This is a genomic window from Pseudomonas sp. GD04058 (genome assembly GCF_029836855.1).
GTDB lineage: Bacteria > Pseudomonadota > Gammaproteobacteria > Pseudomonadales > Pseudomonadaceae > Aquipseudomonas > Aquipseudomonas bharatica.
The window spans coordinates 1-13728 of the sequence record NZ_JAOECN010000070.1; the positions used below are offsets into that span (position 1 = coordinate 1).

Annotated in this window: 14 protein-coding genes; 7 read left to right on the forward strand and 7 right to left on the reverse strand. The window is 61.9% G+C overall.

Features of this window, described 5'->3' with window-relative positions; genetic code table 11:
- Positions 1-86: 86 nt before the first annotated feature.
- The 3 genes from N7650_RS27305 to N7650_RS27315 form a co-directional block, all read right to left on the reverse strand.
- Positions 87-377, reverse strand: coding sequence for a hypothetical protein (locus N7650_RS27305; protein WP_009405666.1), 291 nt, complete (start codon positions 375-377; stop codon positions 87-89).
- Between the two features lie 466 nt (positions 378-843).
- Positions 844-1992, reverse strand: a complete 1149-nt coding sequence (locus N7650_RS27310; RefSeq protein WP_279900842.1) for a DUF1624 domain-containing protein — start codon at positions 1990-1992, stop codon at positions 844-846.
- A gap of 77 nt (positions 1993-2069) precedes the next feature.
- The gene (locus tag N7650_RS27315; RefSeq protein WP_279900843.1) at positions 2070-2684 is read right to left on the reverse strand and encodes a DUF998 domain-containing protein; all 615 of its coding nucleotides are present in this window, start codon (positions 2682-2684) and stop codon (positions 2070-2072) included.
- Between the two features lie 132 nt (positions 2685-2816).
- Here N7650_RS27315 and N7650_RS27320 point away from each other — a divergent pair, with 132 nt between their 5' ends.
- On the forward strand, positions 2817-3695 hold the full coding sequence (locus N7650_RS27320; protein ID WP_279900844.1) for a LysR substrate-binding domain-containing protein: 879 nt from the start codon (positions 2817-2819) through the stop codon (positions 3693-3695).
- Positions 3696-3772: 77 nt separating this feature from the next.
- Here N7650_RS27320 and N7650_RS27325 read toward each other — a convergent pair whose 3' ends face one another.
- A complete protein-coding gene (locus tag N7650_RS27325; protein ID WP_279900846.1) occupies positions 3773-4435 on the reverse strand; it encodes a hypothetical protein in 663 nt (220 codons plus the stop codon).
- Between the two features lie 201 nt (positions 4436-4636).
- The gene (locus N7650_RS27330) at positions 4637-5170 is read right to left on the reverse strand and encodes a hypothetical protein (RefSeq protein ID WP_279900847.1); all 534 of its coding nucleotides are present in this window, start codon (positions 5168-5170) and stop codon (positions 4637-4639) included.
- A 343-nt stretch (positions 5171-5513) separates the two neighbouring features.
- Between N7650_RS27330 and N7650_RS27335 the strand changes: the two genes are divergently transcribed.
- Positions 5514-5945 carry an MAPEG family protein gene (locus N7650_RS27335; RefSeq protein WP_009405684.1) on the forward strand — a complete coding sequence of 144 codons (432 nt, stop codon included), beginning with the start codon at positions 5514-5516 and terminating at the stop codon, positions 5943-5945.
- 88 nt (positions 5946-6033) lie between these two features.
- Here the strand turns inward: N7650_RS27335 and N7650_RS27340 are convergent, their stop codons facing one another.
- Positions 6034-6708 (reverse strand): hypothetical protein, encoded by a 675-nt coding sequence (locus N7650_RS27340; RefSeq protein ID WP_009405686.1) that lies wholly within the window; start codon positions 6706-6708, stop codon positions 6034-6036.
- A gap of 393 nt (positions 6709-7101) precedes the next feature.
- On the opposite strand from N7650_RS27340, the gene N7650_RS27345 reads away from it, so the two are divergent.
- The gene (locus N7650_RS27345; RefSeq protein ID WP_009405687.1) at positions 7102-7620 is read left to right on the forward strand and encodes a cysteine hydrolase family protein; all 519 of its coding nucleotides are present in this window, start codon (positions 7102-7104) and stop codon (positions 7618-7620) included.
- 112 nt (positions 7621-7732) lie between these two features.
- On the opposite strand, the gene lysA is transcribed toward N7650_RS27345, so the two are convergent.
- Entirely contained in the window at positions 7733-8950 is a 1218-nt protein-coding gene (gene lysA, locus N7650_RS27350; RefSeq protein WP_009405689.1) for a diaminopimelate decarboxylase, read from the reverse strand.
- 127 nt (positions 8951-9077) lie between these two features.
- Between lysA and N7650_RS27355 the strand changes: the two genes are divergently transcribed.
- The 4 genes from N7650_RS27355 to N7650_RS27370 all read left to right on the forward strand — a co-directional run.
- Positions 9078-9992 (forward strand): LysR family transcriptional regulator, encoded by a 915-nt coding sequence (locus N7650_RS27355; RefSeq protein WP_009405691.1) that lies wholly within the window; start codon positions 9078-9080, stop codon positions 9990-9992.
- 498 nt (positions 9993-10490) lie between these two features.
- The gene (locus tag N7650_RS27360; RefSeq protein ID WP_009405693.1) at positions 10491-10817 is read left to right on the forward strand and encodes a DUF485 domain-containing protein; all 327 of its coding nucleotides are present in this window, start codon (positions 10491-10493) and stop codon (positions 10815-10817) included.
- On the forward strand, positions 10814-12472 hold the full coding sequence (locus N7650_RS27365) for a cation acetate symporter (protein WP_279900850.1): 1659 nt from the start codon (positions 10814-10816) through the stop codon (positions 12470-12472). Before N7650_RS27360 ends, N7650_RS27365 begins: the two co-directional genes overlap by 4 nt.
- A 29-nt stretch (positions 12473-12501) precedes the next feature.
- Positions 12502-13728 (forward strand): OprD family porin (locus N7650_RS27370; protein WP_279900852.1); only part of this gene is annotated, 1227 nt, incomplete at its 3' end.

The window sequence follows — 13728 nt, forward strand, 5'->3', positions numbered from 1 at the left end:
GCGCCCATGTTTGCTGCGCGACAGCGCGGCGCCGGGGCGGCGGGCGGACTCCCACAGGGTCCGCGTCATGCTTTGGAGCTTGGGGCTCAAGCCTCTTCCTGCTTCCGCTCTGCCGTCTTAAGCAACGACTCCACCAACGCCTGGCAGATCTCCAGCGAATGCTGGGTCGCCCAGGCAAGGCTCTGCATCGGCTTGCTCGCCGATTCGCAGACCTGGTAGTTGGTTTCATAGGCCGAGGACAGGGACATGGTCAGGTGCACGAGGACATCTTCCATGCTGGCGCCTTCACAGACGCTGAAAAGCGGTGGATGGGTGCCGTTGCAGGTGGCGAAGTGAGTGTGGGCGGTGCGGGGTGGATCGGGTACGGGTTTGATCATGTTGGCGTTCCAGAAAAGTGACGGAAACCGCCACCCAGAACGTGACCAAACGATTGGGTGACGACTGTACGCGGATTGGTCAACCGGCATCTGGAACACACTCCGGCGCACCCGAAGGTGCTCCACGCACAGCCGCCATGACAGCAGCAGCCGACGCTATCGTCCTTCAAGACGAGCGGTTCCAGAAAGGTGCAGGTGACCAAACCTGATCGCCAAGCAGCAGCGACCGGCGAAGACTAGGCAGCCATTTCCAGGAGTGCAACGTCAAACGAGGCGCGGAAGTATGATTGGGAAATTGCCTACAGAAAAGTCGGAAATCGCGGGAATTTCGTAGCGATATGCGACATCTATACAGGCCTCACGAGCACCGCTAACCCTGTGGGAGCTGGCTTGCCAGCGATGGCGTCGGTGAATTCATTACCGCTATCGCTGGCAAGCCAGCTCCCACAGGGTCCGTGTTGCCAACCTACAAATACTTCAACCAAGCAATATCCCGCCGCCGTGCCTTCAAGCGGGCAAACCAGCGCACCGGCAGATACAACCCCAGCGCCAGCAGCACCGCCCCGAGCCACACCCCTGCGACGGAATCGAAGCCGAAATACTGCCCCTGGTTGGTCCCGAACAATCCCACGGCCAGCACATACAACACCTTCAACACATACAGGTGCAGCAGATAGAAGAACATCGGCGCCGCCCCGAACACCGCCAGCCAGCGCACCGCCCGGCCCTCGTTGCGCCGCTCGAAAGCCACCAGCAGCAACAGCCCGATGCCCAGGGTCAAGGCCAGGAACAGCAACGACGGCGGGTACTTGGTGATGTTGAAGAAGCTCATCAGCGTCTGCACCGTCGTCTCGCCGACAGCCCAGGGTTTCTCGCCGTAGCCGTTGAGCAGACGCAGCACAAGGAACAAAGCCAGCGCCGAACCGCCAGCCAGAAGCAGGCGCCGGCGCCGCGTCGACGCCTCGCTGCCCCGGGCAAACCACGGCCCGATTCCGTAGCCCAGGGCAATCACCCCGATCCATGGCAGCAGCGGATAGGACGTACGCAACCGCAGCCCCTCGCCCGCTTCGATCCAGCCCCGGTCATGCAGCACCGCCCAAGGCACATGCATCGCCGACCCGACCGGGAAATGCACGCCATCGAGCAGGTTATGCCCCGCCACCAGCACCACACCCAACCCGATCAGCAGCGCCCGCGGCAGCCAGATCAAGGCGCTGAGGGCCAGCATGCTCAGGCCGATGGCCCAGATCACCTGGAGGTAGATCACGCTCGGCGGCAACTGGAAGGTCCAGGCGAAGTTGACCAGGGTGAACTCCAGCACAACCAGGAACAGCCCGCGCTTGAACAGGAAGCTGGACACCGCCGCCTTGCCCTGCTGTTTTTCGCCGTAGAGAAACGCCGAAAGGCCGGTCAGCAGAATGAACACCGGCGCACACAGGTGCGCCAGGGTGCGGCTGAAGAACAGCGCCGGGTCGGTCTGGCTCACGTCCATGGGATCGCTGACCTGCATGTGCAGGTAGAAGGTCTCGCGCACGTGATCCAGCAGCATGAAGAGAATGACCAGGCCGCGCAGGGCGTCGATCGAGTGAAGACGGGTTGAAGGTGTGGCAGACATGCGTAATCGATACTCGTTGACGGATGCAATGTTATTACATGATGGCACGTCGCCCTCCGGTTTCGCCAGCCGCAACGTCAGCGCAAGCTCATCCACGCCAACACCGCCAGCCAGATCACCGCGATGCCATAGTTGAGGCGCTGGTACAGACCAAAGCCATGCCCGCTCTCCATCGCCGCGGCCATCAGCCCGACAGTGACCAGCGCCAGCACGGTGCACAGCAACGAGAGGCGGGAAAAGCCCGGCGAACCGAGCAAGCTCCTGCCCAGGAAAATCCACAACGCACTGGCCAGGGTCAGCGAGAGGAACATCACCAGCCCGGACAGGTTATGCATGCGCTGGGAGAACGAAGGCTCTGCCGGCACACAGCCCTGATCGCAGGGGAAATAGCCGGCACTCATGCTGGCCAGGCCATGCACGATAACCAGCAGTGCGGCGATCCAGGCCAGCCGCGATCCCTCGAACCGCCTAAACAGCCCCATACCGCACGACACGAATAGCACCCCCAGCGGCAGGTTGTTCACCCATGGCGAAACATCATGAGTCGGCGCACCCACCGCCCCCAACTGACTCATGGCCAGGTCGATATGGCTGTACCCAGGAAACTGGCTGGCAGTAATCAACACCCCGAAAAACAGCCAAAACGGCACCAGCAGCCCGGCCCCCAGCAATACCCGATCGATAGTCCTCATCACCCTCATGGCTCCGTTGTTGTTGGATGAGGAATGCTAATGATCGCGGCCATGCAATCGTTACCGAAAATTTTGCAAGGCAGCTTGCCCATGCGTCATCCTGTCGCCCCTCGCGCAAGGACCGCATCTCCCGTGACACGACGTCTTCCCGGTACCACCGCCCTGCTCGCCCTCGAGGCAGCAGCCCGCCATCAGAGCTTTGCCCGCGCCGCCCAGGAGCTTTCCCTCACCGAAGGCGCCATCAGCCGACAGATCGCCAAGCTGGAGGAGCAGGTCGGCGTGCGTCTTTTCCACCGGGTGGGCAATCGCGTCGAACTGTCCGATCTTGGCGCCCGCTATGCCGCCGAAATGCGCGAAGCACTGGACATGATCGAACGCCGGACCCGCCAGCTGCAGGCCGATGCCCGGGTCGATGCGCCGCTGGAAATCGGCGTGATCCCGACCTTTGCCAGCCGCTGGCTGATTCCACGCATGGCGGATTTTCATCAGCGCCATCCGCAGGTCCGGATCAACCTTCGTGAACGCACCGAGCCGTTTAACCTGGCCGACAGCGAGCTGCACGCAGCGATCAATATCGAGCACCCGGCCTGGAGCGCTATGCAGGTGCAGGCGTTGTTCCAGGCGCCGCTGCTTGCGGTCTGCCATCCCGGTCTGGCCGGGCGTGCGCCCGCCGAACTACCACTGTTGCACAAGCACGAGGACGGCGAGCAATGGGCGGCGTACGCACGGCACAGCGGTATCGAACTGCCGCAGCCTGCAACAGGCCCGCGCTATGACCGCTTCTCCCTGCTGATCGACGCCGCCCGCGCCGGGATGGGCGTGGCGCTGGTGCCGCGCCTGTATGTCGAGGAGGACCTGGCTCAGGATCGGCTGCGTGCGCCGTGGCCGGAAGTGACACAACTCAGCGAGCGCTATGTGCTCGTCAGCCGGCCGGGAGAAGTGCCGGTGGCGCTGGAGGTATTCCGGGAATGGTTGTTCGGGGAAATCGGGAAAGGCCAGCAGTCCGGATAAACCTTGCCCGGACCGCTGGAGAAGATCGCCTCACAAGATACCGTTGATGCCGTAGTTGGTGATGTCTCCTGAGAGGCCTAGTCTTGCGAGAACCCAGTCAGGTCATAGGTGCCCCAGCGCACATACACCTGAAACGGACGATCAGGTGCCTGTTCGAAGAGGTCGTGAATATTCGGCATATCCACCACGACATTACGAAAGGTGGCGATCAGCTCCATGGTATCGGGAGAAATGCGCTGGTGGTTGCATTTGAAGGTTCCCCTTGTTGCATTGCGACTCACCAGGGTCACGGTGTCATCGCCGTTTTCGTATCCCAGCACATAACTCAACATTCTCGACTGATAGCCATCCTGCGGAGCGGACAAGTCGAATTCCACGCCGGAGTACTCATCGAAGATAAGAAAGGAAAAATACTCGATCGCCGCTCCAAAAGCGCTTTGGGGTGGGAAGGATTGTGCTTGCAGGCGCCACGAAAGCCGGACGTTCTCCTCGAGGAGTCTCCTTTTGTCCATGCCTTGGGCGTCGAACATTCGAATTTCGGAATCGAGCACGTATTCCGTCTTGAAATCATCACCATCAGGTAACTGCGCCTTTGCAGCGGCACGGGATTCGAAGGCCTGGCGCAACTGCGGCTCATTGTCCAAACGGACGCGGAAGATATCCGCACCATTGACCTGATGATGTTCAAGCACGCTGTCTTCCTTCACACCCAACCATCTAGGATTCACTGTGAGATCCATGATGTTCTCTCCAAATAGCACTGCAATAAGTGGAATGCTTCGCCCCTGCCGGGCTCGAAGAAGACCGGTGCATGGCAGCGACACGACCGGCCCTCATCGGCGTGGCCGCCGAAATGCGCAGGGCCAGTCTATGACGGGCCGATTTTTCCCACACCTGACAGAAATATCAGGTACTACCAGCGCCCCGGGTGCCTCCACCACTTACAGTTGCCCGTACAACTCATAGAAACCACTCGGAAGTGTCACGACAAATGCACGATCAGGTGCCTGCTCGATAACGTCGTGACAGTTGGGCATGTTGAACACCACGTTGGACAGTGCACCGTTCAAACGCATGCTGCCCTTAACCACCGGCGTGCTGCTGACCTCGATGATCCCGGAGACGGGATTGACGCCGATCATCGAGATGTAGTCGGCTTCCGTCTGGAATCCCAGGCTATACCTCATCCAGGGTCGGGCGAGTATTTCATCGGCAACGGACAGGTCGTACGGACCATCGTGGTGGTCGAAGACCCAAATGCTCACCTTCTCCAGGATGACGCCGTAGGAACTATTCGGCGGATAGACCTCCGCACGCAGATTCCACCCCGGCATCGGTACTTCGCCAGGGCTGTACCACGAGTTGTTGCGCTCCTTGTCGAGCTGGTCCGGAACGAACTTGCGAGGTGCGGCGCCATCGAGGACGAAGTCGAGATCGAAAATATCGTCAGCACGCGCCGCCAGGCTGCGACGCAACCCCGGCTAATTCTTCAGAGCAATGCGCATCAGGTCGGCGCCGTTCACATGCTTGTGCTCGACCACGCTTTCCGGCTTTACCCCTGACAGCAGGGCAATCGTCTTGATATCCATGATGTCCAATCCTGTTAACGCTGCTAGCAATGGGATGCTTCGTCACCCTAAGGTTCGAAGAAGCCCGACACATGGCAGCGACACGACCGGGCTTCATCGGCGAGGTCGCCGAAATGCGCGAGGCCAGTCTATGTCTGCGTTACCTTTCCCACACCTGACAGAAATATCAGGTGCCCCGCCCGGCTAGCTGTTAGCCTGCGTCATCGCCATCACTTTCAAAGGAATGAACATGAGCGCGCTGCTGCCCTTCTATGCCCTGTCTGTCGTGATCCTGTTCCTGAAGATGCTCGGCATCTCCTGCTATCAGGGCTATCACCGCATCAGTCGCCTGACCTTTCAGAATGCTGAAGACGCCCGCTTCGTCGGCCGCCAGGCGAGCCCCGAGGAGTTGCCCCAGGTCACGCGGGCAGCCAGGGCCTGGGCCAACGATCTGGAAAACATCCCGCTGTTCTTCGTGCTTGGCGGCCTGTGCGTGGTGCTGGACACCGCCACCAGCACGAGCCTGGCGTTGTTCTGCGTATTCACGGCCGCGCGAATCGCCCATACCCTGTGCTACCTGCTGCAATGGCAACCGTGGCGAACCTTGGCCTATGCCATCGCCCTCGCCTGCCTCCTGGGCATGGCCGGGATGGTGGTGAGCCGGGCGTTGGCAGTGCTGTGAGGGTTGTAATCAACCAGATCAGCGGTTGCTCGATGAAGTGGACAACAGTGACGTGGACACAAAAGCATCCACGCCACTTGCCCCTGACTTACCAGGTGCCCCTCAGGTTGTAGGAGCCAGAAGGCAGCGACACCTCGAATTCACGATCCGGTGCCTGGTCAAGATACTCATGGCAGTTGGGCATGCGGAACTGCACGTCGTTGAATCTACCGGTCAGGACCTTGCCGTTCTCCACGTCGGCGTAATGCTGGAACCAGAAGTTGCCGGCTGTTGCCCAGGTCACGATCAGATTGATTGCGGAATTTTCAATTGCATAGCCCAGTGCGTACATGAAGATGGGGCGCTTCGAATGATCAGGCTCACTCAAGTCGTGATCCAGCCCCGAATGGGCGTTCTTGGACCAGATACTGATTTTCTCGATGGCGGCATCATAGGTGCAGTTCGGATGGTACATGTTTGCGACGATCAACCAGGCAGGCACCGGTTCGTAAGTCCCGTCGTCTTCATGGATTATCTTGTTGCGCCCTGTCTTGATGTGTTGTGCCGAGAATGGACGAGGAACCCCATCCACGGTGAGTTCCGCAGCAAAGACACCTTCCTCGGGCAGGTCGGCCGCCGGAGTGCCCCGGGAGGTGCCGGGCTGTAGCAACTGCGGTTCCTTGCTCAGATCGACTCGAAGGACAGCAGCACCGTCCAGCAGCTTATGGTCGATCACGCTTTCAGCATTGATATCCAGGTATTGGGCAAGCGTCTTGACATCCATGATGTCGTCTCCAGATTCGGCTGCATTCAAGGGGATGCTTCGCCCCCGCAGGGTTCGAAGAAGGCCGGACGCGGCAGCTACACGCCAGGCCTGCATCGGCGACTCGCCGAAACGCGCAGGCCCAGTCTATGGCTGGTCGGTTTTTCCCACACCTGACAGAAATATCAGGTCGATCTCGACGCCTTTGTTGCCGTCACCTTGTGGTCAGGCTACTGTCCATCCCATGAACCGTTTCCACAGCACCTCGACCACTACCACTACCACCGCCAACGGCGGGGTATGCGGGTGTTCCTGAGCTGCTGACAGCCACACCCGAAAGGCCCCGCCAGCGATGGACGGGGCCTTTTTCGTTGGGGCGCCGGCGTCGCTGGCCTATCACAAGGAGCGATACCCATGGATGCACTCTTGATTCTCGATCTGCAGGTTGGCCTGGTACATGGCCCGGATAAACCGTGGCGCGGCGAAGCCATGCTCGAGGCGGTGAATACCCTGCTGGACAAAGCCCATGCCGCTGGCGCGCCAGTGTTTCTGGCCCGGCATATGGGGCCTGAAGGCTCGCCGTTGGCACCGGACAGCGCACTTACGCAATTGATCCCCGACCTGCGCCTGGATGGCAGCGAGCAGGTATTCGAAAAACGCCGGCCCAATGCCTTTGTCGGCACAGGGTTGGTAGAAATGCTCAGGGAATGTGGCGCCACGGGCGTGGTGATTGCCGGGATGAAGACGCAGTACTGCGTGGACAGCACCTGCCGTGCGGCGGGAGACCTGGGGTTCCCGGCAGTGCTGGTGGCGGATGGGCATAGCTGTTCGGATACGCCGGGGTTGAGCGCCGAGGCGATCGTGGCGCATCACAACGGGACGTTGGCGGGGGCGTTTTGTCGGGTGGTGAACGCTCAGGAAATCGAGTTCTGATCTGACCTTGCAGTGCTGCTCATGGCCTCATCGCTGGCAAGCCAGCTCCCACAATCCCTGTGGGAGCTGGCTTGCCAGCGATGAGGCCATCATTAGCAATGAAGATCCGGAATTACAAACCCTGCTCCAGCGCCAGCAGATCAGCCAGCGGCTGCGCCCGGCGAATCAGCTTCACCTCGGCGCCATCCAGCATCACCTCGGCCAGCAGCGGCCGGCTGTTGTAGTTGGACGACATCGACGCGCCATAGGCCCCGGTGTCATGCATCACCAGCAAATCACCCACCTGCGGCTGCGGCAGCAGGCGCGGGACCAGGCCCTGGTCGTCCTGGGTGAAGACATCGCCGGATTCGCACAGCGGCCCACCCACCACGCATTCGACTTCGGGACGGCCCGCGGCGTCCAGCACGCTCATATGGTGGTACGCGCCATACATGGCCGGACGCATCAGGTCGTTGAAACCGGCATCCACCAGCACGAACTGGCGGCTGCCCGCCCGCTTCACCGCCCGCACCTCGGTCACCAGGCGACCCGACTCGGCCACCAGGAAACGCCCCGGTTCGATCTCCATGCGCACCGGATGAGCAAGGAACGCCTCGATCTCTTCCCGCGCCTGCTGCCAGGTGCTGGCGTAGCGCTGCACATCCACGGCCACATCACCGTCGCGGTACGGCGTGGACAGGCCGCCACCGATGGAGAACGCCTCGATATCGTGGTCCAGCGACTTGATGGTGGCGACCATCGCCCCGCCGACCTGGGCCAGGTGGCCGTAGTCCACGCCAGAGCCGATGTGCATGTGGATACCGACGAGGTGCAGGCCGTATTGACGGATCACCGCCAGGGCATCGCCAACTTCGTCATGCCAGATACCGTGCTTGCTGTTTTCGCCGCCAGTGTTGGTCTTGCGGCTGTGGCCATAGCCAAAGCCCGGGTTGATGCGCAGCCAGACGCGGTGGCCCGGCGAGCGCTCGCCCAACTGGCGGAGCATGTCGATGGAGCCGCAGTTGACCTCGACCTTGAGCTCGACGACACGGGCCAGGGTCGGCTGGTCCAGCAGGTCGCAGGTCAGGACCACGCCCGCCGGGTCGCCTTCCGGGGTGTAGCCGGCCAACACTGCACGCTCCAGCTCACCGAGGGACACCGCATCGACGCGCACGCCATGCTCGCGCATCAGGCGCAGGATATGCAGGTTGGAGCAGGCCTTCTGAGCGAAGCGGACCACATCGAAGCAGTCCAGGCGCGCGATGCGCTCGCGGATCACGGCGGCGTCGTAGGTCCAGAACGGCGTGGGGAATTGCTGGGCGGCGGCGGCCAGGGCGGATGGCGTGGTCATTGCGGGAAACATCCTGCGGAATGGAAAGATCGCCATGATGCCGAACGGCATCCATTCAGAAAAATATCTATTCTTTGTCGGATCATTCAGTTCTGATATGCACCTCTTTTCGAACAGACCCGCCGCCATGTCCCTTTCCGTCCGTCATATCGAAGTCTTCCGCGCCATCATGCTGGCCGGCAGTGTTACCGGAGCTGCGCGCCTGCTGTTTACCTCGCAGCCGACCGTTAGCCGAGAGCTGGCGCGGCTGGAGAACCTCAGCGGCCTGAAGCTGTTCGATCGCCAGGGCGGGCGCCTGCTGCCTACCGCCCAGGCGCTGATGCTGCTGGAGGAAGTGGAACGCTCCTATGTCGGACTGGAGCGGATCAACAGCATCGTGGAGTCGATGCGTCGCTTCGAGCACGGACAACTGGACCTGACCTGCCTGCCGCTGTTTTCCCAGACCCTGCTGCCCCGGGTGTGCAAGCAGTTCCAGCGCGAACATGCCGGCGTCGGGCTGTGCATCAGCGCCCAGGAGTCACCACTGCTGGAGGAATCCCTCAGCGCCCAGCGCCATGACCTTGGGTTGACCGAGGGTGAGCAGGTGCCGCGTGGAACCCGGGGTGAATTGCTGTTCAGCGCCGATATGCTCTGCGTGCTGCCCGACGGCCATGGGTTGCTGGAACGCGAGCGCCTGGCAGTGACGGATTTCCAGGGCGTGGCCTTTATCAACCTGGCCGGGCGGGATATCTATCGTCAGCAACTGGACGAGCAATTCCGCCAGGCCGGGGTCGAGCGGCATACGGTGATCGAGACGACCAATGCCGCGTCGGTGTGCGCCATGGTGCGTGAAGGGCTGGGGGTGGCGATCATCAATCCGCTGAGCGCGCTGCGCGAGGCCGGGCGAGGCTTGCAGGTGCGGCGGCTGGAGGTATCGATTCCGTATCGGGTGATGCTGGTGCGGCCGGAGTTTCGGGCGTCTTCGGGGTTCGTGGAAGCGTTTTGCGGGGCGTTGCGGGAAGAAGCTGGAATCGTGATGGCGCGGTTGGCGGAGGTTGGCTGAGGGCCGTGTTGGCCTCATCGCTGGCAAGCCAGCTCCCACAAGGTTCGGCAGCGCCGCGGACACTGTGGGAGCTGGCTTGCCAGCGATAGGGCCATCAGCAGCAACCGACCATCTGGTAACTAATCCATTAAGCAGCCTCACCTTGGCTAAAAACCCCAATAAAATCCAAATTAAATATAGTGTAAATACTATATATAGCAGGTATTACTTCCATATAAACTCAAGACTGTTATATAACTCCCCCGGAGCCTCCCCTCGACAGGGAAGCAGCAACCATCAAGAGCTAACAATCAGCCGCCGGGTGCCTCACATGTCGATTCCTCATTCCATCGCCAGCCGTCCTCCCTCCCTCTTCCGAACACCTATCCCCGGCGCCTAGACGCGCCAGCCGCATTTCATCCGCGAATCCGGTGACGGGCCCTGCCCGCCGCCACGACCACCTGCACGCCGAAAAAAGTGCCGGACCACAACCATAAGAAAAACCAAGGAGCACCACCCATGAGCAGCACCGATCTGTCCCATGCCCAACGCTGCGCGCGGATTCGCGCCAATCCGAAATTCCAGCGCCTGGTGCGCGAGCGCTCGCGCCTGTCCTGGTCCCTCAGCGCCGCCGTACTGGGCGCCTACTACCTGTTCATGGCGGTGGTGGCCTTCCAGCCGCATTGGCTGCATGCACCCTTGGCCGAGGGCCGCCAACTGACCCTCGGCATTCCGCTGGCGGCAGCGCTGATCGTGCTGTCCTGGCTGCTCACCGGCTGGTACGTGCGCAGCGCCAATACCCGCTTCGACGCCATGAGCAGCCAACTGCTGGAGGAACTGAAATGAGCCGCTACCTGCTCTGCCTCGGCGCCCTCCTCTTGGCCCCGGCGCTCGCCCTCGCCGCGCCGATGGGCGCGGAAAAACAGCCAGTCAACCTGCATGCCATCGGCATGTTCTTCGTCTTCGTCCTGGGTACCCTGGCGATCACCTGGTGGGCCGCCCGGCAAACCCGGTCGACCTCGGACTTCTACACCGCCGGCGGCGGTATCAGCGGTTTCCAGAACGGCCTGGCGATTGCCGGTGACTATATGTCAGCCGCCACGCTGCTGGGCCTGTCCAGCCTGGTCTTCGCCAAGGGTTACGACGGCTTCATCTACACCGTGGCGTTCTTCGTCGGCTGGCCGATCATCACCTTCCTGATGGCCGAGCGCTTGCGCAACCTCGGGCGTTTCACCTTCGCCGACATCGTCTCCTACCGCCTCGACCAGACCCGCATCCGCACCTTCGCCGCCTTCGGCTCGTTGACCGTGGTGTGCTGCTACCTGGTGGTGCAGATGGTCGGTGCGGGGCAATTGATCAAGCTGCTGTTCGGCCTCGACTACCGCACGGCAGTGATGGTGGTGGGCGTGCTGATGCTGGTCTACGTGATCTTCGGCGGGATGATCGCCACCACCTGGGTGCAGATCATCAAGGCCGTGCTGCTGCTTGTCGGCGGCACCACCCTGGCACTGCTGGCGATGGCCGAATTCGGCTTCAGCTTCGAAACCCTGGCTGCCCGCGCGGTCCAGGCCCATGCCACGGGCTGGAACATCATGGGCCCCGGCTCGATGCTGGCTGATCCGATCAATGCCGCCTCGCTGTCCCTCGGCCTGGTATTCGGCATCGCCGGGCTGCCGCATATCCTGATGCGCTTCTTCACCGTGCCCAACGCCAAGGAAGCGCGCAAATCGGTGTTCTACGCGACCGGTTTCATCGGTTTCTTCTTCCTGGTGGTGATGGTCCTCGGCTATGCCGCCATCGTTATCGTCGGCACGGACCCGCAGTTCTTCGTCGGTGGTGATATGAAGGCGGCGCTGATCGGCGGCGGCAACATGGTCGCCATGCACCTGGCCAAGGCGGTGGGCGGCAACCTGTTCCTCGGTTTCCTCTCGGCAGTGGCCTTCGCCACCATCCTGGCGGTGGTCTCCGGACTGGCCCTGGCCGGGGCCTCGGCGATTTCCCATGACCTGTACGCCACGGTGCTGAAGAAAGGCCGCGCGACCGAGCAACAGGAAATGCGCGTGACCCGCTTCGCCACCGTAGGCCTTGGCCTGGTCGCGATCTGCCTGGGCCTGCTGTTCGAGAACCAGAACATCGCATTCCTTGTCGGCCTGACCTTCGGCATCGCCGCCTCGACCAACTTCCCCGTGCTGATCATGGCCATGTACTGGAAAGGCCTGACCACCCGCGGCGCCCTGGCCGGTGGCTTCACCGGGCTGGTCAGCGCGCTGGTGCTGGTGATCCTGTCGCCGGCGGTGTGGGTCGCGGTGCTGGGCAACGCCCAGGCCATCTACCCCTACGACCATCCGGCGCTGTTCTCCATGCCGCTGGCGTTCCTGGTCACCGTGGTCGTCTCGCTGCTCGACAACAGCGCTCGCGCGGCCCGTGAACGCGAGGCCTTCGACGACCAGTTCGTCCGCGCCCAGACCGGCCTCGGTGCCGCTGCCGCGTCCAGTCACTGATTCCATAACAACAACAAGAGATCCCAAGCATGTACCGCACCCTTACCCCGCTGGCCCTCGCCCTCCTCTGCTGCCAGGCCCAGGCCGCCTTTGTCGACGACAGCAAGGCCAGCCTGGAAATGCGCAACTTCTATTTCAATCGCGACTTCCGCCAGGACGGCGCCGCCCAGTCGAAGATCGACGAATGGGCCCAAGGCTTCCTGCTGCGCTACGAATCCGGCTTTACCGAGGGCACCCTGGGTTTCGGCGTCGATGCCATCGGCCTGCTCGGCCTCAAGCTCGACTCCAGCCCGGACCGCGCCGGCAGCGGCCTGCTGCAACGTGACCGCGAAGCGCCCAGGCGTGCCCAGGACAGCTATGGCGACCTCGGCCTGACCGCCAAGGTTCGCGCGTCCAACAGCGTGCTCAAACTCGGTACGTTGATTCCCAAGTTGCCGGTACTGATGCCCAACGATTCGCGCCTGCTGCCACAGGTTTTCGAAGGTGGGCAGCTCACGGTTCAGGAAATCAGCAACCTGAGCCTCGACCTCGGCCAGTTGCGCCAGGTCAACCAGCGCGACTCCCAGGACTACGAGGACATCAGCCTCACCACCGGAGCGGCGAAGGGCATCGTTACCCGCTCCAATGCCAGCGACCGCTTCAACTTCGGCCACCTCAACTACAAGTGGACCGACAGCCTGAGCACCAGCTACAGCTACGGCGAACTCGAGCACCTGTATCGCCAGCACATGCTGGGCCTCGGCCACACCTGGGCGCTGGGCGGCGGGCAGACGTTGAAGAGCGACCTGCGCTTTGCCCGCTCGCTGGATGACGGCGCCAGCAATGTCGACAACAAGGCCCTGGGCGCGATGTTCACCTACGGCATCGGCGGCCATGCCTTCGGCCTGGGTTACCAGCGCATGAGCGGCGACACCGGCTTCGCCTACATCAATGGCGCCGACGCGTACCTGGTTAACTTCGTGCAGATCGGCGACTTCGCCAACAAGGACGAACGTTCGTGGCAGGCGCGCTATGACTTCAATTTCGCCAGCGTCGGGCTTCCCGGGCTGACCTTCATGACCCGCTACCTGAGTGGCGACGCTATCGACCTCGGTGCAGGACGACCGGACGGAAAGGAATGGGAGCGGGATACGGATATCGGCTATGTGATCCAGAGCGGACCGCTGAAGAACCTTGGGGTGAAATGGAGGAATGCGACGGTGCGCTCCAGCCACTTCGGCAATGATCTGGACGAGAACCGCTTGATCGTGAGTTAC

What these genes read in the sequence shown, in the direction of transcription:
- lysA (WP_009405689.1), bottom strand. Translation starts at nt 8,950, where the DNA reads ATGACCACGCCATCCGCCCTGGCCGCCGCCGCCCAGCAATTCCCCACG.
- N7650_RS27365 (WP_279900850.1), top strand. Translation starts at nt 10,814, where the DNA reads ATGAGCCGCTACCTGCTCTGCCTCGGCGCCCTCCTCTTGGCCCCGGCG.
- N7650_RS27355 (WP_009405691.1), top strand. Translation starts at nt 9,078, where the DNA reads ATGTCCCTTTCCGTCCGTCATATCGAAGTCTTCCGCGCCATCATGCTG.
- N7650_RS27340 (WP_009405686.1), bottom strand. Translation starts at nt 6,708, where the DNA reads ATGGATGTCAAGACGCTTGCCCAATACCTGGATATCAATGCTGAAAGC.
- N7650_RS27315 (WP_279900843.1), bottom strand. Translation starts at nt 2,684, where the DNA reads ATGAGGACTATCGATCGGGTATTGCTGGGGGCCGGGCTGCTGGTGCCG.
- N7650_RS27360 (WP_009405693.1), top strand. Translation starts at nt 10,491, where the DNA reads ATGAGCAGCACCGATCTGTCCCATGCCCAACGCTGCGCGCGGATTCGC.
- N7650_RS27310 (WP_279900842.1), bottom strand. Translation starts at nt 1,992, where the DNA reads ATGTCTGCCACACCTTCAACCCGTCTTCACTCGATCGACGCCCTGCGC.
- N7650_RS27305 (WP_009405666.1), bottom strand. Translation starts at nt 377, where the DNA reads ATGATCAAACCCGTACCCGATCCACCCCGCACCGCCCACACTCACTTC.
- N7650_RS27335 (WP_009405684.1), top strand. Translation starts at nt 5,514, where the DNA reads ATGAGCGCGCTGCTGCCCTTCTATGCCCTGTCTGTCGTGATCCTGTTC.
- N7650_RS27345 (WP_009405687.1), top strand. Translation starts at nt 7,102, where the DNA reads ATGGATGCACTCTTGATTCTCGATCTGCAGGTTGGCCTGGTACATGGC.
- N7650_RS27325 (WP_279900846.1), bottom strand. Translation starts at nt 4,435, where the DNA reads ATGGATCTCACAGTGAATCCTAGATGGTTGGGTGTGAAGGAAGACAGC.